The following is a 19,914-nucleotide window of genomic DNA, read 5'->3' on the forward strand; positions in this document are numbered from 1 at the left end:
TGAATTAACCGTTAAGGAACAACGATGAAAAAGATTTTACTTGCCAGTGCCGTCGCGATGGCGCTGACCGCCGCAGGCGCGAACGCAGCCTCTACCGCTGTACTGAAAGTGACCGGCCTGCTCTCTGTTGAAGCCTGCACCCCGACCCTGAGCGGCGGCGGCGTAGTGGACTACGGCCGTATCCACCTGTCTGAACTGTCTGCCACCACCGACAACCAGCTGGGCACCAAAGACATCTCCCTGACCATCAATTGCCCGGACGCCGGTGCGAAAGCGGGCTGGACCATTACCGATGACAGCGCGGCGTCTCGCGCTACTGGCGTGACCATCACTAACGGCGATGCCGCAAACGGTTCAGTAAGCAGCGCAGACCAGTCTTACGGCGTGGGTCTGGCAGGCGACGTGAAAATCGGTGCCTATTCTGTCTTCACCGACATTGCTAACGTCACCGCTGACGGCGTGAAGGTCGATCCAATCTCCGGTGCGGCCACCGCGCCGACCTGGGCTAAATCTACCACCGGTATCATCAAAAACGGCAATGCCGAAATGATGACCGTGGCGACCACCGGTACCACTGCGCCACTGGCTTACACCACTGCGGTATTCCCGCTGAAGGTTTCTCTGGCGATTGAAGACACCACTACGCTGGCCATTACGGATGATACCAATCTGTCAGGCCAGGCAACGATCACCGTGAAATATATCTAATTATCACCGCGATAATGAATGAACCAGGCCTCCTTTTATTGAGGAGGCCTTTTTATCAGGTTAAAGGAATAATCTCGATGTCTGTATCATCCTCTCTTTGCAAACTGGCGCTTGCCGCCCCATTCCTGTTTTCTGCCCTTGTAACGCAGGCGAATGCCGCGGGCATGGTGCCGGAAACCACGCTGCTGGTCGTTGATGAATCCACCCACAGCGGCGTAATGAACGTCAAAAATACCGATAACGGCCCTGCGCTGCTGTACACCACCATTATCGATCTGCCCGATGACACCGGCATCAAGCTGGACGTGACCCAGCCGGTCGTTCGCGTCGAGCCAGGCCAGCAGCAGCAGCTGCGCTTTATTATGCAGAACACGCAGCCGCTCACGGTTGAGCATCTCAAACGCGTGACGTTTGAAGGCATTCCGCCAAAAAACACCGATAAAAACATGAAGATTGGCTTCAACATGCGCCAGGATCTGCCGGTGCTCATCCGCCCTAAAAATCTGCCCGTCGTCACCGATGCCTGGAAGCTGCTGACCTGGTCCGGTAGCGGCCAGAACATCAAAGTGAAAAACCCGTCCGCCTATGTGGTTCGCCTGGCGCAAAACGTCACCTTCCTGCCGTCCAATACCGCCGGGAAGCTGCAGAAAACCTACATCCTGCCGGGCCAGACGCTGGACGTCAGCGTGGCGAAAGGGATTGCCGGCGATAAATCCGTGCGTTTCTATCCAGCCAGCCGCTACGGCATTAACGTTCCGGACTTCACCGCACCGCTGGGTCAATAACAATAAATATAATGAGAGTTAATGCGTGAACAGCCTGAACCTTGCCTCTTTGATTCGAGCAGCGCTTTACTGCTCGCTGACAGTTTCAATTATCCCCGGCTCGCCGTTGATGGCCAGGGAAGTGACCTTTGATACGGATATTCTTGCCACGCGCGGGATCAGTAAAAACCTGGCGGAGTACTTTTCCGAAGCGCCGCGTTTTCTTCCTGGAAGACATACCGTTTCAGTCAAAATCAACGGCGTGGACAAAGGATCTCTGGCAGTGCTTTTTGGGGATAAGGGTCAGGTGTGTGCCGATGAGGACTTTATCAGCGCCACGGGCTTAATGCCCTTGCGCATCGGCAAGAATGAATCCTGCCACGATTTGCTCGCGGATTATCCCTCTGCCGTGATTAACGCCATGCCCGGCAGCGAATCGCTGGAGTTGTATTTACCGGCAGAGGCGCTGGACAACGGTTTTCTGACCCCGCAAAACTTCATTAAGGGCGGTACGGCCGGGCTGTTCAACTACAACCTGTTCAGCAGCCGCAGTGAATTTAGCGGTTCTGAGAGCCAGGATTATACCCAGGCCAACCTCGAAGCCGGGTTAAACATCGCTGAGTGGGCGGTGCGTAGCCGCTATATGATCACCGACGACAATGGGGAATACCGTTCAGACAGCCTGTATACCTACGGTGAACACGTGTTCCAGTCACAGAAGGTTCGCGCGCAGGTCGGGCAAATTAACGTTCAGTCTCCGCTTTTTGGCGGCGCGGCCATCAACGGCGTACAGTTTATTCCCGAACAGGGTTTAGCGCAGGATACGCCGGGCGTTACCGTTAAGGGACTCGCGCGGGGCAACCAGGCGCGCGTTGAGGTCCGCCAGTCGGGTCAGCTGATTTACTCCACGCTGGTCAACGCGGGGCCGTTCAACCTCGAAAACGTGCCCGTGGTGCGCAGCAATGCCAACCTCGACGTCAGCGTGGTGGAGACCGACAACTCCATTACCCGCTTTACCGTGCCGTCCTCTTCGTTCAACTTCCAGGTATCGCGCCCGGTGGGCCTGGCGATGTCGCTGGGCCGCGTTCGCGAAGTCGACAGCAATTACTCCATGCCCTGGGTCTACAACGTTTCCGACGGCTGGCGTCTCGACAGAGACTGGATCACCACCGCATCCGGCGTGCTCGCCCAGGACTACCAGGCTGTCGGGGGCATGCTGCAGTGGCTCCCGGCTGAACGCATGACGCTTTCCGGCTCGCTGCTGGGCAGCAAGGCAAACTACGGCGAATCGCAGCAGGGGGCGAAGGGAGAGTTGAGCGCCGGCATGTCGATACCGGGCAACCTGAACGTCAGCCTCAGCGCGGCGAAATACAGCACCGGCTATCGCGAACTGACGGAAGCCCTTGTCGACGACTTTGACGGCTATCAGAGCAGCTACAGCGCGAACCTGAGCTGGAGCAATAACATGCTCGGCACCTTCTCTCTGGGCTATTACGGCTATCAGGCAACCAATGACAGCGATGATACCCGCAGCGTGATCGTCTCCTGGGGACAGTCATTCAAGTACATGAATATCTCTGCCAACTGGCAGCACGCCGTCAACCAGCAGTCGGACGACGATGACAGCACGCTGAACGACGACGATATGTTTTACGTCAACGTCAGCTTCCCGCTGGGATCGCAGCGCGTGGGTGCGTATATGCGCAGCCAGGGTGAGAAGACTAACTATGGCCTGCAAAATAGCGGTTCGCTGGGCCAGGACACCAACTACTATATCTCTGCCGATCGTGACGACCAGAGCCACGAAAACAGCTTCAACGGCAATATTAATACCAACCTGCATTATACCCAGCTCGGCATTGGCGCAGGCTCCAGCGGCAGCGACCAGCGCAACTACAGTGCAACGCTCTCCGGCGGGATCGCCGCGCATGGACATGGCCTGACCTTCTCACCATACGAGGTGAAAGAGACCTTCGGTATCGCTCGTCTGAGTGAACCCGAGAGCGGCATTGAAATCTCCACGCCTCAGGGTCGCGTCTGGACCGACCGCTGGGGTCAGGCCGTCGTGCCTGAAATGACGGAATGGCGGAAGTCACGTATCGAAGTGAACGCCAATACCTTACCAAAGAGCATGGACCTGGCTAACGGGATCAAAAATATCTCGGCAGCCCACGCCGCCTTCAAAGAGCTGGACTTTGAAGTGCTTAACACCCGCCGCGTGATGCTGGAAGTGAAACAGGCTGACGGCAGCTGGTTACCGAAAGGCACCAGTATTGTGGATGAGAAAAACAACTATCTGGTCAGCACCGTCGATGACGGGCGCATTTTCATTTCCGATATGTCGAAAAGCCCGACGCTGTACGCCGTGGATGACAACATGCAGCGCCTGTGTCGCATTAAATACACGCTGAGCGACCAGCAGGACAAAGACGCGTTCTATGAAATGGCGAAAGGAGTTTGCCAATGAGATCCCGAGGAAAATATCTGCTGATTGCAGTAGCAGCCCTATCTTCACTTTCAACCCACGTAGCCCTGGCGGATGATGAATGCCAGCTCTCCTTTACCACGAGCGGCATTAGCTTTGGCCTGCTGAAGCAGAATGACGTCGTGGAGGCCAAAAAAGGCTGGAACCAGATGCCGTCCAGGGAGATCAACGTCAACGTTAATTGTCAGGATAGCCAGCCTGTCGCCCTGTTTATCCAGGGCCGCGCAGGGGAAAAAGGCCGCTTCTATTTTGGTGATAACAGCGGTCTGGCGGTGCGCGTGAGCAATATGGTGGTGGACGGAAAAAGCTACGCGTTCTCCAAAACGGTCGACCGCACCCATTTCACGCCGAGTGGGGAAAGCCAGGAAAGCCTGTTACTGCGTAATAACGATGGGATCATTGCCGTCGATAACCAGGCCCCGGTAAGCGGTAGCCATATGAGCTTCACCATGAAATTGACGCCCGTCCTTAACGATAGGCAATTTTCATACTCAACGGATATCACCACGCTTGAAAGCGATCTGATGTGGGAAGTGTTAACGCAGCAGTAAGAAGATGCCGGGCTGCGAACGCCGCCCGGCAGAAAAGATTACTCTTTATCGCCCAGCAGAACGGATTCCAGCGCGATTTTGATCATGTCGTTGAAGGTCGTCTGACGCTCGGCAGCGGTGGTCTGCTCGTGGGTACGGATATGGTCAGACACGGTGCAGATGGTCAGCGCTTTCGCACCGAACTCAGCCGCAACGCCGTAGATACCCGCCGCTTCCATTTCCACGCCCAGGATGCCGTATTTTTCCATCACGTCGAACATCTCGCCGCCGTCCGGTGCATAGAACAGGTCAGCAGAGAAGATGTTACCCACGCGCGCTTCAACGCCCAGCGCTTTTGCCGCGTCAACCGCGTCGCGCACCATACCGAAGTCAGCAATCGCCGCGAAGTCATGGTCTTTAAAACGCATGCGGTTCACTTTGGAATCGGTGCAGGCACCCATGCCGATAACGATATCGCGCAGCTTAACGTCCATGCGCACCGCGCCGCAGGAGCCAACGCGGATGATTTTCTTCACGCCGAAATCGGTGATCAGCTCTTTGGTGTAGATGGAGCAGGATGGGATACCCATGCCGTGGCCCATTACCGAGATTTTGCGGCCTTTGTAGGTACCGGTGAAGCCCAGCATGCCGCGAACGTTGTTCACTTCACGCACGTCTTCCAGGAAGGTTTCAGCAATGTGCTTCGCGCGCAGCGGGTCGCCCGGCATCAATACGACGTCAGCGAAATCACCCATTTCTGCATTAATGTGAGGAGTTGCCATCTTCAGTTCCTTTTCATTTGAATTTTTTTTGCCCGGTGGCGCGCAGCGATCCGGGCCTACATTCTGTTCTCCCTCTCCCTGTGGGAGAGGGCCGGGGTGAGGGCATCAGGCCGCACCCAATCCGTTTAGAACATGGCCTTGCCATATTCCATGTCAGACGTACCAAAGTATTTCGCAATGGTCTGGCCGATATCCGCGAAGGTTTCACGGTGCCCCAGCGAGCCCGGCTTCACTTTCGGGCCGTACACCAGCACCGGAATGTGCTCACGGGTATGGTCGGTACCGGTCCAAGTTGGGTCACAGCCGTGGTCCGCGGTCAGGATCAGAATGTCATCTTCACCCACCAGCTCCATCAGCTCCGGCAGACGGCGGTCGAACAGTTCCAGACCGGCCGCATAGCCTGCGACGTCGCGACGGTGGCCCCAGGAGGAGTCGAAGTCCACGAAGTTGGTGAAGACAATGGTCTTGTCGCCCGCTTCCTTCATCTCTTTGATGGTGGCATCGAACAGCGCGTCCAGACCGGTGGCTTTCACTTTTTTGGTGATGCCGCAGTTGGCGTAGATGTCCGCGATTTTACCCACGGAAACCACGTGGCCGTCTTTCTCTTCAACCAGCTTCTGCAGCACGGTTGGCGCCGGTGGCTCAACGGCCAGATCGTGACGATTGCCGGTGCGCTGGAAGTTACCCGCTTTGTCGCCGATAAACGGACGCGCGATCACGCGGCCAATGTTGTAGCCGCCTTCGGTCAGCTCTTCACGGGCGATTTCGCACAGCTCGTAAAGTTTATCCAGGCCGTAGGTCTCTTCGTGGCAGGCAATCTGGAACACGGAGTCGGCAGAGGTGTAGAAAATCGGCTTGCCGGTTTTCATGTGTTCTTCACCGAGCTCGTCCAGGATCACGGTACCGGAAGAGTGGCAGTTGCCGAGATAGCCCGGCAGGTTGGCACGCTTCACCAGCTTGTCCAGCAGCTCCTGTGGGAAGCTGTTCTCATGATCCGAGAAGTAGCCCCAGTCGAACAGAACCGGCACACCGGCGATTTCCCAGTGCCCAGACGGGGTATCTTTACCGGAAGAGAGCTCGTGCGCCCAGGCGTATGCGCCCACCACTTCCGCGTTGCCGTCCATACCGGCTGCGATTTTACCGGTAGAACCTTCATGCGCTTTCACCAGCCCGAGACGGGTCAGGTTTGGCAGGGTCAGAGGACCTTTACGACCGTTGTCCGCTTCGCCTTTAGCGCAGGCTTCCGCGATGTGACCCATGGTATCGGAACCCACGTCACCAAAACGATCCGCATCTTCAGTTGCGCCGATGCCGAATGAGTCCAGCACCATAATAAATGCACGTTTCATAATTGTTCTCCGTACGTAGTGCTTCAAAAAATAGCGATCAGATCAGTATACCGTTATTCAGTGATACGGCGATAGACAGTCGGTGTGGTTTCCGGTGCTTTATCGTCAAGCTTAATTGCCGCCTTCACCGCTTTCGCCGCGTCCTGCCAGCTGGCTTCGTCCTTCGCGTGGATCACCGCCAGCGGACGTTGGCCGTCAACGCTGCCGCCCAGGCGGGCCATATCGGTAAAGCCGACGCTGTAATCAATGGTGTCCGATGCCTGACGGCGACCGCCGCCCATAGACACGACCGCCATGCCGAGCGCGCGGGTGTCCATTGCCGAAACAAAGCCTTCGGTATCCGCATAAACGGCTTTGCTGAGCATCGCGGTCGGCAGGTATTTGGCGTAGTTTTCAACGAAATCGGTCGGGCCTTTCTGCGCGGCCACCATGCGGCCAAAGATCTCCGCCGCTTTGCCGTTGTCCAGCACCGCCTGCAGCTTCGCGCGCGCTTCTGCATCGTCTTTGGCCAGCTTGCCGGAGATTAACATCTCAACGCACAGCGCCATGGTGACGTCAAACAGGCGCGGGTTACGGTATTCACCCGTCAGGAACTGGACCGCTTCGCGCACTTCGACGGCGTTACCGGCGCTGGAGGCCAGCACCTGGTTCATGTCGGTGAGCAGCGCGGTAGTGCGCACGCCTGCGCCGTTGGAGACGCCAACGATCGCTTCGGCAAGCGCAGCAGAAAGTTCATAGGTTGGCATAAACGCGCCGCTGCCGACCTTCACGTCCATCACCAGCGCGTCCAGGCCTTCTGCCAGTTTTTTGGCAAGGATCGAGGCGGTAATCAGCGGGATGGAGTCAACGGTGGCGGTAATGTCGCGCGTCGCGTAGAAACGCTTGTCTGCCGGAGCAAGAGAGCTGGTCTGGCCGATAATCGCCACGCCAACGTCTTTAATAATGTCGCGGAAGCGGCCGTCATCCGGGAAGATATCGAAGCCCGGAATGGCTTCCAGCTTGTCGAGCGTACCGCCAGTGTGGCCCAGGCCGCGTCCGGAGATCATCGGAACGTAACCGCCGCAGGCCGCCACCATCGGGCCGAGCATCAGGGAGGTCACGTCGCCCACGCCGCCGGTGGAGTGTTTGTCAACGATCGGGCCGTTGAGGTTGAGGCTTTTCCAGTCCAGAACGGTTCCTGAATCTCGCATCGCCATGGTCAGCGACACGCGCTCGGGCATCGACATATCGTGGAAGAAAATGGTCATCGCCAGAGCCGCAATCTGCCCTTCAGAGACGGTGTTATCACGAATGCCGTTGATAAAGAAGCGGATCTCTTCGTCGCTTAATGCATGACCATCACGTTTTTTACGAATAATTTCTTGTGCGAGAAACACGGTAACCCCCATGAGGAATCGGGTGAATGGCGGCGGGTACGGTTTACCCGACCACGATCCGGTAGGCCGGGTAAGCGTAGCGCCACCCGGCAATTCAAACTTAGTAGCTGCTTGCGCTCTTACCGTCGCCGTGACCCAGCGCCTTCAGCAGGCTGGCCAGCAGGCTGGACGCGCCGAAGCGGTAGTGACGGGAATCGGCCCAGTCTGCGCCAAACAGCTCGTCGGCAATCGCCAGGAACTGCTGCGCGTCTTCAGCGGTACGCACGCCGCCCGCAGGCTTGAAGCCAACGGTTTTGGACACGCCCATGTCGCGGATTACTTCCATCATGATGCGCGCGCTTTCCGGGGTGGCGTTAACCGGCACTTTACCGGTAGAGGTTTTGATGAAATCCGCACCGGCTTTGATGGAGATTTCAGACGCCTTACGAATCAGCGCCTCTTCTTTCAGCTCGCCGGTTTCGATGATCACTTTAAGCAGCACGTTTGCCGCCGCACACGCGTCTTTACAGGCTTTCACCAGGTCAAAACCGACCTGCTCGTTGCCGGCAATCAGCGCGCGATACGGGAATACCACGTCAACTTCATCAGCGCCGTAGGCAATCGCCGCGCGGGTTTCTGCCAGCGCGATGTCGATATCGTCATTGCCGTGCGGGAAGTTGGTCACGGTGGCAATGCGCACGTCCGGCGTGCCCTGCGCGTTCAGCGTTTTGCGGGCAATAGGGATAAAGCGCGGGTAGATACAGACGGCGGCGGTGTTACCCACCGGCGTTTTCGCCTGGTGGCACAGGGCGATGACTTTCTCATTGGTGTCGTCATCGTTCAGGGTAGTCAGGTCCATCAGCTTCATCGCGCGCAGGCTGCTTGCAGTTAAGTCGGTCATAACATTCTCCAACGGCAGTGCCGTATAAATTTACCTTGCGGGTCTGTGAGTATTCTAACATTCACCCGCATCCACACTTCGACATTCATCACAGTTAATGAAAACTGCGTACAAATTTGCATTACTGTAATGAGATCTTCTTCAAACTTTAGCGCGCAAATTGCCGGCTAAAGCAGCGATACCCCCTGTCGGATCAAAAGCCTCGGCAGGCTGGCTTCCTACAATTCACTGACCATCCGCAGAACCATCAAGGAAGCGAACATGCCCGACGCCCTGCAACAACGTTGCCAGCACATTGTGACAAGCCCGGTATTAACCCCGGAGCAAAAACGTCATTTTCTGGCGCTGGAAGCGGAAAATAATCTGCCCTATCCCACGCTGCCATCGGCTGCCCGCGCCGCGCTGGACGAGGGCTTTATCTGCGACATGTTCGAAGGTCATGCGCCTTACAAGCCGCGCTACGTACTGCCGGATTACGCAAAATTCCTGGCTAACGGTTCAGAATGGCTGGAGCTGGAAGGGGCAAACGATCTCGACGATGCCCTCTCGCTGTTAACCATCCTCTACCATCATGTTCCGTCCGTCACATCGATGCCCGTGTATCTGGGCCAGCTCGATGGGATACTGCAACCGTATGTTAGAATTCTAACACAGGAAGAGATCGATAGCCGAATAAAACGTTTCTGGCGCTACCTCGACCGCACGCTGCCGGATGCCTTTATGCACGCCAATATCGGCCCGGCAGACACGCCGGTCATGCGCGCCATTCTGCGCGCTGATGCGGAGCTGAAGCAGGTCGCACCGAATTTGACCTTTATCTACGATCCTGAAATCACACCGGATGATTTGCTGCTTAAGGTGGCTAAAAATATTTGCGAATGCAGCAAACCGCATATTTCTAATGGCCCGGTGAATGATAAAATTTTCACAAAAGGCCGTTACGGCGTTGTGAGCTGTTACAACTCACTGCCGCTGGCAGGCGGTGGCAGCACCCTGGTTCGCCTTAACCTGAAGGCGATTGCTGAACACAGCGCCTCCGTTGAAGATTTCTTTACCCGCACGTTGCCGCACTACTGCGAGCAGCAAATGGCCATCATCGATGCACGCTGCGATTTTCTGTATGAGCAATCTGGATTCTTTGAGAATAGCTTCCTGGTGAAAGAGGGGTTGATTGAGGCAGATCGTTTTGTGCCGATGTTTGGCATGTACGGCCTGGCCGAAGCGGTAAACACGCTCTGTGACAAGAGCGGAATGAAAGCACGCTACGGCAAGGACGAGCAGGCCAACGCCCTGGGCTATCGCATCAGCGAACGGCTCGCGGCGTTTGTGGAGAACACGCCGGTTAAACACGGCTGGAAAAAACGCGCGATGCTCCATGCGCAGTCGGGGATCAGTTCGGATTCGGGCACTACGCCGGGCGCGCGGCTGCCTTACGGCGACGAGCCCGATCCGATTACCCATCTGCTGGCCGTTGCGCCACACCACAAACACTATCACTCCGGGATCAGCGACATCCTGACGCTGGAAGAGACGGTAAAACGTAACCCGCAGGCCGTGGTGCAGCTGTGCCTGGGCGCCTTTAGCGCCGGTATGCGTGAATTCACCGCCAACGTGGCGGGCAACGATCTGGTGCGCGTCACCGGATACATGGTGCGGCTGTCGGATCTTGAGAAGTATCGGGAGGCCGGATCGCGCACCAACACCACCTGGCTGGGAGAGGAAGCCGCGCGCAATACCCGCATTCTGGAACGTCAGCCGCGCGTGATAAGCCATGAACAGCAGATGCGCTTTAGTTAGTCAGGTTATCCCCTTCTCCTGCGTGGACGGGCCGGGCAGCCGCCTGGCGCTGTTCCTGCAGGGGTGCAACCTGCGCTGCAAAACCTGCCACAACCCGTGGACGATCGGTCGCTGCAACGACTGCGGCGACTGCGTGCCCCACTGTCCGCACGATGCGCTGAACATTCAGGCCGGGCGGGTCTGGTGGCAGGAGAGCCAGTGTCAGCAGTGCGACACCTGCCTGCACCTGTGCCCGCAGCAGGCCACGCCGATGGCGCACCGCTTTAGCGTGGAGGAGATCCTCGCGCAGATCCGCAAAGCCGCTCCGTTTATCGAGGGCGTTACCGTCAGCGGCGGCGAAGCCACCACGCAGCTGCCGTTTGTGATCGCCCTATTTACGGCGATCAAAGCCGATCCCGCTCTGCGCCATTTAACCTGTCTGGTAGACAGCAACGGTCTGCTGGGTGAAACCGGCTGGCAAAAGCTTCTGCCGGTACTGGATGGAGCGATGCTGGATCTGAAAGCCTGGGGAAACGAACATCACCGCTTCCTGACCGGGCGCGAAAACCCGCAGATTAAGCAGAGCATCCGCTGGCTGGCGCAGCATCAGCGGTTAACCGAGCTGCGGCTGCTGGTGATCCCCGAGCAGTGCGATTATCTGGAACATATCGAAGCATTGACCACGTTTATCCACTCCCTGGGCAACGTCCCGGTACGCATCAACGCGTTTCACGCGCACGGCGTTTACGGAGAGGAGGCATCATGGCGCAGCGCCACGCCGGAGGACGTTGAACCCCTGGCTGAAGCGCTGGAAAAGCAGAAGATTAGGGCGATCCGCCCGGCGCTTTATCTATAGCGCGATGCCAAATACCGAACGGGTGTTTTCAAGTAGCGCATCGGCAATCACCTCTTCAGGCTCCTTACGCAGTCCACAAAGGGTGGTAAACACGCGCGCCGCCTGTTCCGGACGATTAGGCTGCCCCTGAAAGCCGTTGAGCGGCATGTCGGGGGCATCGGTTTCCAGTAGCAGCGCCGACAGCGGCAGCTGCGCCATCACGTCCCGGGTTTTACTGGCGCGCGGATAGGTGATGGTGCCACCGACGCCAATCTTATAGCCCAGATCGATAAAACGCTGCGCCTGCTGTAGGCTGCCGGAAAAACCGTGCACCACGCCCCTGCGCGGCAGATCGGCACGCTTCAGGTGCATCGCCAGCTTGTCGTGCGTGCGCCTTGAGTGGAGGATCACCGGCAGATCGCGGCGCTTTGCCAGCCTGAGCTGCGCGTCGAGGATCGTCTGCTGGCGCTCAAACTGGGGATCATCGCGATAGAGATCGAGCCCGATTTCGCCAATGGCCACCAGCTTGTTTCCTGCCGTTTGCACAACCGCGTCCAGCCTGTCGATATGCTCGTCCAGATGGTGTTCAATCACAATTGGATGCAGGCCCAGCGCGGCATACAGCGAATCATGGCGGCGGGCAAGCGCCAGCACGCGATCGAAGTATGCGGCTTCAATTGCGGGCACAATTATCGCCTGAACGCCGGCGTCTTCTGCGCGGGCGATGCTTTGCAGCTCATCTCCGGTAAACGGCGGAAAATCAAAGTGGCAGTGGGTGTCGACAAAACGGTACGTCACGCCAGATCCTCGTTATCCAGTGGCGCATCATTCGCCTGCGGAATGTCGATCAGCGGCATCGCCAGCGCGTCATTCGCCACGATGGCAGGGGGAGTGATAATTCGCTTATGTCGGTGAAGGGGCGGTTGCTCAGCCAGCATTTTCCCCACCGTCGCGAGGAAATAGCGTCCGCACAGCCGACCTGTTTTGTAATCCATGCGCAGCGCCGGCAGGCGGCTGCCCAGCGCCATGCTAACCAGCGGCTTAGGCGGATAAATTTCGAAGATGCGCAGCTTGCCCGGCGGTTTTTCAATAAATTGCTGCATCGCACCGTAGGTCGATTCATGCAGCTTCGCAATATTCACCAGCGGCTGCAGGCTGCTATCGCCCAGCCAGCGCTCCATGCGCTTAAACCACTGCGGGGTGTAATACATTTGCGAGGGCACGGTGCGGATCACGACGATGGTTTTCGCCCCGCGTCGCGCGGCTTCCTGTACCGGTACTGCATCGCTGATACCGCCGTCCAGGTAGCTAATCCCGTCCAGCAGCGCGCCGGTGCGATAAAAACCGGGAATGGCGCTGGAGGCGCGAATGATGTCGAGCCAGTTCTCTTTCTGCGGCGAAAAATAGCCCGGAGAGTAGTCATCGCCCCGGCTGGCGCACATCCAGAACTCTTTTCCGCTATCAAACAGACGTGCGGCGGTGTCCATCGCCAGCGGCATCTGGCTGGCGGTGGACTCCAGCAGCCAGTCGAGATCGATCAGGTTTCCGCCGCGCACAAAACGCACCGGATTGAAAAATTCCTTCGACGTCGTGTAGCGCATTATGACCTTGCGGGCATAGCCGGGCTGATTACAGACGTAAGCGGACAGATTCTGAGCACCTGCAGAGGTGCCAAAGTAGAGGTTGAAAGGGTTAAACTGCGCGCGCATAAATTCGTCCAGCACGCCGGCCGTGAAAATGCCGCGCTGCCCGCCGCCTTCACACACCAGCGCAAGCTGCCCTGCGTGAAACGGTTTCAACGCCAGCGGCGCAATATTACCGAGCGTAACGGGAATTCGCTGCCCCACCTCTGCCTTCCTGTTTTCGTTATTCTGTTCAGACACAGTAACGCACTCCGGCACTGAGACTCAAACAAGAAAAAGCCAGTCACAAGGACTGGCTTTACTTTGTTTATGAAATATTGCGTTTGCTACGGACGGCGTCGACCCGTAAACAGGCTGACCAGGAACAGGATAATACCGACGACGAAGACAATTTTTGCTGCCCAGGCCGCTGTACCTGCCAATCCACCAAAGCCCAATGCGGCGGCAATTAACGCGATAACCAGAAATATAATGCCCCAACGAAACATAAGCCTCTCCTTTACCATAGTTAATGTCGGCCGCTAAACGTGAGCGCTCAGGCGACTCACCGGCGTCATTCCAGTGTCGTTCTTATTTCGCCCGCTGGCCTCAGCCAGACGGGCGAATTGTGTTGATTTACTTCGCTTTCAGGTCGTTTTTGACGCTTTTTACGCCATCAATGGCTTTCGCGATGGTTTCAGCACGTTCAATTTGCGCCTGGGAATCTACCGTACCGGAAAGCTGAACCACACCGTCGGTGGTTTCCACTTTCACTTTTCGTGAAGGTACGATGTCATCTGCTAAGAGTTTAGCTTTGATTTCGCTGGTGGTTGCCGCATCCCCGGCATAACCTTTCACAGAGGAGTCTTTAGCATCACGGACGTGCAGTTTGTCGCTCACGTCGGTTACGCCTTCAACACCCTTGGCCACCTTCACTGCCTGTTCAGCCTGAGCCTGGCTTTCAACGAAACCACTCAGGGTGACAACTTTCTTATCGGTTTTAACGGAAATATCGGTGCTCTTGATGGCTTCATCATCCACCAGCGCGGCTTTCACTTTTGCTGTGATTGAGCTGTCATCCATGAAATTACCGACTTTATTCATAGAGCTATCGATTTTTTCCCCTGCGGTATCAGCAGTGGACTGCGCTTTATCCATGGTGCTGGTTTCCGCCAGGGCAGAACCACTTACCAGGACGCTACCCAATGTCACAGCCAGCAGAGTTTTAGAAATCTTCAGTCTTGTCATATTCATCGATGTATTCCTGTGTTTTGCCCGTTATTCGGGCGACAAACTTCCCTTATTGCTAGTTTTATATGTTGCGAATAAACACACGGGCGAAATGGAGAACGTTGAGTCATGCATTGAACAGTTAATTCATCCGTGCCCGGTGCTAAACACTGAGTTAAATATAGATCACTCTCACAGCGCCGCTTTCAAAATTGGGCAAAAAACGCGCGAATGACATGAAATTGCGATGAATTAAGAACATTCCGCAAGGGATTAATAAGACAGGAATTAAAGACGAGCACGGCGGCAGCCGTGCTCTGAGGGGGGATTAGTGCTCGCGGGTTTTACGGAACTGAACGTCAGGATAACGTTCCTGCGTCAGGTTCAGGTTCACCATGGTTGGGGCGATATAGGTCAGGTTATCGCCGCCATCCAGCGCCAGCTGGATCTCGTTCTTACGCTTAAATTCTTCGAATTTCTTCACGTCAGAACATTCAACCCAGCGCGCCGTTGCCACGTTTACGGATTCGTAAATCGCTTCAACGTTGTACTCGCTCTTCAGGCGCGCAACCACCACGTCGAACTGCAGCACACCGACCGCGCCCACGATCAGGTCGTTGTTCGCGATTGGGCGGAACACCTGCACGGCGCCCTCTTCTGAGAGCTGAACCAGGCCTTTCAGCAGCTGTTTCTGCTTCAGCGGGTCGCGCAGGCGAATGCGACGGAACAGTTCCGGCGCGAAGTTCGGAATGCCGGTGAACTTCATCATTTCGCCCTGGGTGAAGGTATCGCCGATCTGGATAGTACCGTGGTTATGCAGGCCGATGATGTCGCCCGGATAGGCCTCTTCAACGTGCGAACGGTCGCCCGCCATAAAGGTCAGCGCGTCGGAGATGACAACGTCTTTCCCGATACGGACCTGGCGCAGCTTCATGCCCTTCTCATATTTACCGGACACCACGCGCATGAACGCTACGCGGTCGCGGTGTTTCGGGTCCATGTTGGCCTGAATTTTAAAGACGAAGCCGGTGAACTTCTCTTCCTGCGCTTCGACTTCGCGGGTGTCGGTTTTGCGCGGCATTGGGCGCGGCGCCCACTCCACCAGACCGTCGAGCATATGGTCAACGCCAAAGTTACCCAGCGCGGTACCGAAGAACACCGGCGTAATTTCGCCCGCCAGGAACAGCTCTTTATCGAACTCGTGGGACGCACCTTTCACCAGCTCCAGCTCGTCGCGCAGCTGCGCGGCCAGCTCTTCACCAACCGCAGCGTCCAGCTCAGGGTTGTCCAGGCCTTTTACCACGCGGACTTCCTGAATGGTGTGGCCCTTACCGGTCTGATACAGGTAGGTTTCGTCTTTATAGAGGTGGTAAACACCTTTAAACAGCTTGCCGCAGCCGATCGGCCAGGTGATTGGCGCACAGGCGATCTTCAGCTCGCTTTCAACCTCGTCCATCACTTCCATCGGATCGCGGATGTCACGGTCGAGTTTGTTCATAAAGGTGAGGATCGGCGTGTCGCGCAGACGGGTGACTTCCATCAGCTTACGGGTCCGGTCTTCTACACCTTTCGCGGCGTCGATCACCATCAGGCAGCAGTCCACCGCCGTCAGGGTGCGGTAGGTATCTTCGGAGAAGTCTTCGTGGCCCGGGGTGTCCAGCAGGTTCACCAGGCAGTCGTGATACGGGAACTGCATCACGGAGGTGGTAATCGAAATACCACGCTGCTTTTCCATCTCCATCCAGTCAGATTTTGCGTGCTGGCTGGAGCCACGGCCCTTAACGGTACCGGCAGTCTGGATCGCCTGTCCGAACAGCAGCACCTTCTCGGTGATGGTCGTTTTACCGGCATCCGGGTGCGAGATAATGGCAAAAGTGCGGCGCTTGGCCACCTCCTGCAGATAAGGAGACAACGTCATAATTAAATCTTCTTTTATAAGCGCGGCAGCACGCCACGCATCATGGAATACGAAATTGCGGCTATTTTACCCATCAACGGGGGGCAGGCAATCATTGTTTACACAGGAGCTGCTCCAGTTCGCTTAATGACGAGACGGTCCAGGTCGGCTCGATGCCTTCCGGCTGCACGCGGCCGTGCGCATTTAACCAGACGGTCGACAGACCGGACCTGATGCCGCCAAGAATATCGGACTCTGCGGTATCCCCTACCATCAGCACGCGGTCGCGGTCAGGGTTGCCGGCCTTCGCCAGCGCGTAATCAAAAATACGCGGGTCCGGCTTCGGCACGCCCACCTCTTCGGAGATCACCAGCGCGTCAAAATGATCCCGCAGGCCGGTGCGCTCGAGGCGGATCTGCTGCAGCGCGGTAAAGCCGTTGGTGATAATCCCGAGCTTCGCCTTGCCTTTAAGTGAATCCAGCAGGGAAACTGCGCCAGGCAATGGCGCGCAGATATCCGCCATGGCGTTCAGGAAGGCATCGTTCAGCGCCCCCGGGCTCACGTTCAGGCGTTCGGCCCACACGTCGAAGCGCTGGTGCTGCAGTTGTAACGCGGTGATGGCCCCATTCTGGTAATCCACCCACAGCGGCTTGTTCACCGCCTGATAGTCCTGAAAATCTTCAGCGGTGAAGGTCACGCTATAGTCGAGAAACATCCGCTGTAGGCCGCCGAATGAGTCAAACGTAAACAGCGTTTCGTCGGCATCAAAGAAAATCCAGTCCCATTTCATCGTTACAACCTTATTATTTGTTATCCAATCGGCAGAGCCATAATGATGGCGTCTTCACGTCCCTCTGCAGTGGGGTAGTAGTTACGGCGGATTGTCGCCTCGTTAAAGCCTAAGCTTTCATAGAGCGCGATGGCGGCGACGTTCGACGCGCGCACCTCCAGCCACAGGGTGAAAACGTCACGGGTTTCGAGCGCCCGAATGAGGTGCTCGAGCAGTTCTCTCCCCAGCCCACGGCGCTGAAACGCAGGATCAACCGCAATGTTAAACAGCGTCGCTTCATCAAGAACGACCTGGGTAATCGCAAACGCCGCCATTTTGCCATCGACGTCCATGCGGTAGTTCAGATACCGTTCGCCCTGGTTGCTGGCGAAGGTTTTTTCGCTCCACGGAAAGGCGTGGGCGCGTTTTTCAATCTCGAATGCCGTCGTCAGATCAGGCGTCGTGAGGGAAGAAATCGTGTTCATATTCGCAGATTTGTTGCCATAGCGCGCGACGCGCGTTTGGGTCGGCCTTCAGTTCGTCAAGCGCTGGCGAGGAGATTTGGCTCCCCTGCAGAGAGGTCGCGTCCGTCTCACCCAAACGCCAGCTGTTGCAGCGGCTGTCAGGGGGGAGCATCGCTACCCGATCTGGTGTTAGCGGTAAAACCTGATCGGACGTCAGCTTCAGGCTGCGAAGGACATCACCGATAAGGGGTTCATTCAGGGCAGGCATTTCCTCCGCCACCATCACCAGGCGCACGTGCGCAGGGATGGAGATGGCGATTTCGCCCTGCAACGCCGTCGGGCGACGCAAGGCCCACTGGGTAATGCCCAGCTGCTGCAACTGCCAGTCTCGTCGGGATGTCATAGGGAAAACTCCTGTCTCTCAGGCGCGCAAATATAGCAAATGTGTCGAAAGTGCGCCATCTACCTACTATAATCCCCGCCTGAGTTTATTGAGGAACAATTCATGTCTGCATTTACCCCGGCAAGTGAAGTCTTGCTGCGCCACAGTGATGATTTCGAACAAAGCCGTATTCTGTTTGCCGGAGATATGCAGGATGACCTGCCTGCGCGTTTCGACTGTGCTGAAAGCCGTGCCCACACCCAGTACTACCACCACTGGCAGGTGCTGAGCCGCCAGATGGGCGAGCGCGCGCGCTTTAGCCTGGTGGCGGAGCAGAGCGATGTTGCCGACTGCGATACGCTGATCTACTACTGGCCGAAGAACAAGCCGGAAGCGCAGTTCCAGCTGATGAACCTGCTCTCCCTGCTGCCGGTCGGCTGCGATATCTTCGTGGTCGGTGAGAACCGCAGCGGTGTGCGCAGTGCTGAACAGATGCTGGAAGACTACGCGCCGCTGAACAAAGTCGACAGCGCCCGCCGCTGTGGCCTGTACCACGGTCGTCTGGAAAAACAGGCAACCTTCGATGCCGAAGCCTTCTGGGGCGAGTACGAGCTTGACGGCCTGACCATCAAAACCCTCCCGGGCGTGTTCAGCCGCGACTATCTGGACGTGGGAAGCAAGCTGCTGTTATCTACCCTGACGCCGCACACTAAGGGCAAAGTGCTGGACGTGGGCTGCGGCGCGGGCGTGCTGTCAACGGTGCTTGCCAGCCATTCGCCTAAAGTGCGTTTAACCTTGTGTGACGTCAGCGCCCCGGCGGTGGAAGCCAGCCGCGCAACGCTCGCCGCAAACGGCATTGAAGGCGACGTGGTTGCCAGCAACGTCTTCTCCGACGTCACCGGGCGCTTCGACATGATCATCTCCAACCCGCCGTTCCACGACGGTATGGAAACCAGCCTGGAAGCGGCACAAACGCTGATCCGTGGCGCAACCCGTCACCTTAACAGCGGCGGCGAGCTGCGTATCGTCGCGAACGCCTTCCTGGCCTACCCGAAAGTGCTGGATGAAACCTTCGGCTTCCACGAGGTGATCGCCCAGACTGGCCGTTTCAAAGTGTACCGCACCGTGATGACGCGTCAGGCGAAGAAATAATTCGCCATGTAATGCAGGCCGGATAAGCGCCAGCGCCATCCGGCAAGCAGGCGTTTCAGTTCCGGCCATTTTTGCAGCAATCAATAAAACGTGCGCACTTTTCTGTTGACGTAAAGCTGAAAACATCTAGAATGCGCCTCCGTGGTTACGATACTTTTACAGTGTCGATGGTATGCGAAGGTGGCGGAATTGGTAGACGCGCTAGCTTCAGGTGTTAGTGTCCTTACGGATGTGGGGGTTCGAGTCCCCCCCCTCGCACCATAAATCACGTTGATATTGCTCGCACTGGGCGAAGGTGGCGGAATTGGTAGACGCGCTAGCTTCAGGTGTTAGTGTCCTTAGGATGTGGGGGTTCGAGTCCCCCCCCTCGCACCAACGAGGCGATATCAAAATAGTAAGATGACTGTGCGAAGGTGGCGGAATTGGTAGACGCGCTAGCTTCAGGTGTTAGTGTCCTTACGGATGTGGGGGTTCGAGTCCCCCCCCTCGCACCAATTATCTTGCTTCTCTCCTGTCGTTTTCCTGTAGTGCCTCATTTTTCCCTGTTACTTCAAACTCATCAGTATCACCAGTATTCCGCTGACCAGCGCGACGCATGATGGCAATAACACAAAATGCCGCAACTGCTTATGCCAAATCATCGCAGACGTCACCAGCAATCCTGACACAATGATGGCTTTCCAGATATCGATAGAGAGATCGGCAAACATCAGACCGCCAAGTATTGCCCCCGGCAGTAATACCCCCCAACCACTTCCCAGCGCCCTGTGCAACATGATCCGCCCTTTCAAACCGATAATGATAACCAATATCATATGATATAAATTATCATTTGTCAGCTCGCACCGTTAAAATCCCGCGACCTTTACCTTTCCCATAATGACAGCAAATGTGTAAGGTGATAAATTGCTCA

General features: G+C 56.6%; 20 protein-coding genes and 3 tRNA genes. 10 read left to right on the top strand and 13 right to left on the bottom strand.

All coding sequences use genetic code 11. The features are described from left to right. Positions 1–24: 24 nt before the first annotated feature. The 4 genes from E0L20_RS11205 (at position 25) to E0L20_RS11220 (ending at position 4,508) form a co-directional block, all read left to right on the top strand. A complete protein-coding gene (locus E0L20_RS11205) occupies positions 25–708 on the top strand; it encodes a DUF1120 domain-containing protein (RefSeq protein ID WP_131634031.1) in 684 nt (227 codons plus the stop codon). A 77-nt stretch (positions 709–785) separates the two neighbouring features. Then, positions 786–1,493 (top strand): fimbria/pilus chaperone family protein, encoded by a 708-nt coding sequence (locus tag E0L20_RS11210; RefSeq protein ID WP_131634032.1) that lies wholly within the window; start codon positions 786–788, stop codon positions 1,491–1,493. A 25-nt stretch (positions 1,494–1,518) separates the two neighbouring features. After that, a complete protein-coding gene (locus tag E0L20_RS11215; RefSeq protein WP_131634033.1) occupies positions 1,519–3,939 on the top strand; it encodes a fimbrial biogenesis usher protein in 2,421 nt (806 codons plus the stop codon). Next, positions 3,936–4,508, top strand: coding sequence for a DUF1120 domain-containing protein (locus tag E0L20_RS11220; RefSeq protein ID WP_131634034.1), 573 nt, complete (start codon positions 3,936–3,938; stop codon positions 4,506–4,508). The genes E0L20_RS11215 and E0L20_RS11220 overlap by 4 nt, the downstream gene beginning before the upstream one ends. 38 nt (positions 4,509–4,546) lie before the next feature. Here the strand turns inward: E0L20_RS11220 and deoD are convergent, their stop codons facing one another. From deoD to deoC, 4 genes are all read right to left on the bottom strand, one after another. Continuing rightward, positions 4,547–5,269 (bottom strand): purine-nucleoside phosphorylase, encoded by a 723-nt coding sequence (gene deoD / locus E0L20_RS11225; RefSeq protein ID WP_010427122.1) that lies wholly within the window; start codon positions 5,267–5,269, stop codon positions 4,547–4,549. 125 nt (positions 5,270–5,394) lie between these two features. Next, positions 5,395–6,618, bottom strand: a complete 1,224-nt coding sequence (gene deoB, locus E0L20_RS11230) for a phosphopentomutase (RefSeq protein WP_131634035.1) — start codon at positions 6,616–6,618, stop codon at positions 5,395–5,397. 53 nt (positions 6,619–6,671) lie between these two features. Next, positions 6,672–7,994: a thymidine phosphorylase gene (gene deoA, locus E0L20_RS11235; RefSeq protein ID WP_131634036.1), complete on the bottom strand. Its 1,323-nt coding sequence runs from the start codon at positions 7,992–7,994 to the stop codon at positions 6,672–6,674. Between the two features lie 100 nt (positions 7,995–8,094). Continuing rightward, positions 8,095–8,874, bottom strand: coding sequence for a deoxyribose-phosphate aldolase (deoC, locus tag E0L20_RS11240; protein WP_207389444.1), 780 nt, complete (start codon positions 8,872–8,874; stop codon positions 8,095–8,097). A gap of 261 nt (positions 8,875–9,135) precedes the next feature. Between deoC and E0L20_RS11245 the strand changes: the two genes are divergently transcribed. Both E0L20_RS11245 and E0L20_RS11250 read left to right on the top strand, forming a co-directional pair. Next, positions 9,136–10,671 (top strand): YjjI family glycine radical enzyme, encoded by a 1,536-nt coding sequence (locus E0L20_RS11245; RefSeq protein WP_131634038.1) that lies wholly within the window; start codon positions 9,136–9,138, stop codon positions 10,669–10,671. Continuing rightward, complete coding sequence (locus E0L20_RS11250; RefSeq protein ID WP_131634039.1) at positions 10,646–11,506, top strand: YjjW family glycine radical enzyme activase; 861 nt, start codon at positions 10,646–10,648, stop codon at positions 11,504–11,506. Before E0L20_RS11245 ends, E0L20_RS11250 begins: the two co-directional genes overlap by 26 nt. Here the strand turns inward: E0L20_RS11250 and E0L20_RS11255 are convergent. The 8 genes from E0L20_RS11255 to E0L20_RS11290 form a co-directional block, all read right to left on the bottom strand. After that, positions 11,501–12,283 carry a TatD family hydrolase gene (locus E0L20_RS11255; RefSeq protein ID WP_131634040.1) on the bottom strand — a complete coding sequence of 261 codons (783 nt, stop codon included), beginning with the start codon at positions 12,281–12,283 and terminating at the stop codon, positions 11,501–11,503. The two genes, E0L20_RS11250 and E0L20_RS11255, sit on opposite strands and share 6 nt — an antisense overlap. Continuing rightward, the gene (locus tag E0L20_RS11260) at positions 12,280–13,332 is read right to left on the bottom strand and encodes a patatin-like phospholipase family protein (protein WP_131634229.1); all 1,053 of its coding nucleotides are present in this window, start codon (positions 13,330–13,332) and stop codon (positions 12,280–12,282) included. Before E0L20_RS11260 ends, E0L20_RS11255 begins: the two co-directional genes overlap by 4 nt. A 122-nt stretch (positions 13,333–13,454) precedes the next feature. Further along, positions 13,455–13,616, bottom strand: coding sequence for a DUF1328 domain-containing protein (locus E0L20_RS11265; protein WP_003856556.1), 162 nt, complete (start codon positions 13,614–13,616; stop codon positions 13,455–13,457). A gap of 127 nt (positions 13,617–13,743) precedes the next feature. After that, the gene (gene osmY, locus E0L20_RS11270; protein ID WP_131634041.1) at positions 13,744–14,361 is read right to left on the bottom strand and encodes a molecular chaperone OsmY; all 618 of its coding nucleotides are present in this window, start codon (positions 14,359–14,361) and stop codon (positions 13,744–13,746) included. Positions 14,362–14,665: 304 nt separating this feature from the next. Beyond that, positions 14,666–16,255, bottom strand: coding sequence for a peptide chain release factor 3 (gene prfC / locus E0L20_RS11275; RefSeq protein ID WP_131634042.1), 1,590 nt, complete (start codon positions 16,253–16,255; stop codon positions 14,666–14,668). Positions 16,256–16,346: 91 nt separating this feature from the next. Continuing rightward, positions 16,347–17,024: a pyrimidine 5'-nucleotidase gene (yjjG, locus tag E0L20_RS11280; RefSeq protein ID WP_131634043.1), complete on the bottom strand. Its 678-nt coding sequence runs from the start codon at positions 17,022–17,024 to the stop codon at positions 16,347–16,349. Positions 17,025–17,044: 20 nt separating this feature from the next. Further along, entirely contained in the window at positions 17,045–17,488 is a 444-nt protein-coding gene (gene rimI, locus E0L20_RS11285) for a ribosomal protein S18-alanine N-acetyltransferase (RefSeq protein ID WP_131634044.1), read from the bottom strand. Then, positions 17,457–17,870, bottom strand: coding sequence for a DNA polymerase III subunit psi (locus E0L20_RS11290; protein ID WP_131634045.1), 414 nt, complete (start codon positions 17,868–17,870; stop codon positions 17,457–17,459). The genes rimI and E0L20_RS11290 overlap by 32 nt, the downstream gene beginning before the upstream one ends. A 102-nt stretch (positions 17,871–17,972) precedes the next feature. Between E0L20_RS11290 and rsmC the strand changes: the two genes are divergently transcribed. From rsmC to E0L20_RS11310, 4 genes are all read left to right on the top strand, one after another. Beyond that, positions 17,973–19,001 (top strand): 16S rRNA (guanine(1207)-N(2))-methyltransferase RsmC, encoded by a 1,029-nt coding sequence (gene rsmC, locus E0L20_RS11295; RefSeq protein WP_131634046.1) that lies wholly within the window; start codon positions 17,973–17,975, stop codon positions 18,999–19,001. A gap of 174 nt (positions 19,002–19,175) precedes the next feature. Then, positions 19,176–19,262: transfer RNA gene (locus E0L20_RS11300), tRNA-Leu, on the top strand. 28 nt (positions 19,263–19,290) lie between these two features. After that, a tRNA-Leu gene (locus E0L20_RS11305) sits at positions 19,291–19,376 on the top strand. A 32-nt stretch (positions 19,377–19,408) separates the two neighbouring features. Continuing rightward, a tRNA-Leu gene (locus tag E0L20_RS11310) sits at positions 19,409–19,495 on the top strand. A gap of 51 nt (positions 19,496–19,546) precedes the next feature. Here the strand turns inward: E0L20_RS11310 and E0L20_RS11315 are convergent. Further along, on the bottom strand, positions 19,547–19,816 hold the full coding sequence (locus tag E0L20_RS11315) for a DUF1435 domain-containing protein (protein ID WP_207389445.1): 270 nt from the start codon (positions 19,814–19,816) through the stop codon (positions 19,547–19,549). Positions 19,817–19,914: the final 98 nt, after the last annotated feature.

This window comes from Enterobacter wuhouensis, from assembly GCF_004331265.1.
Classification (GTDB): domain Bacteria; phylum Pseudomonadota; class Gammaproteobacteria; order Enterobacterales; family Enterobacteriaceae; genus Enterobacter; species Enterobacter wuhouensis.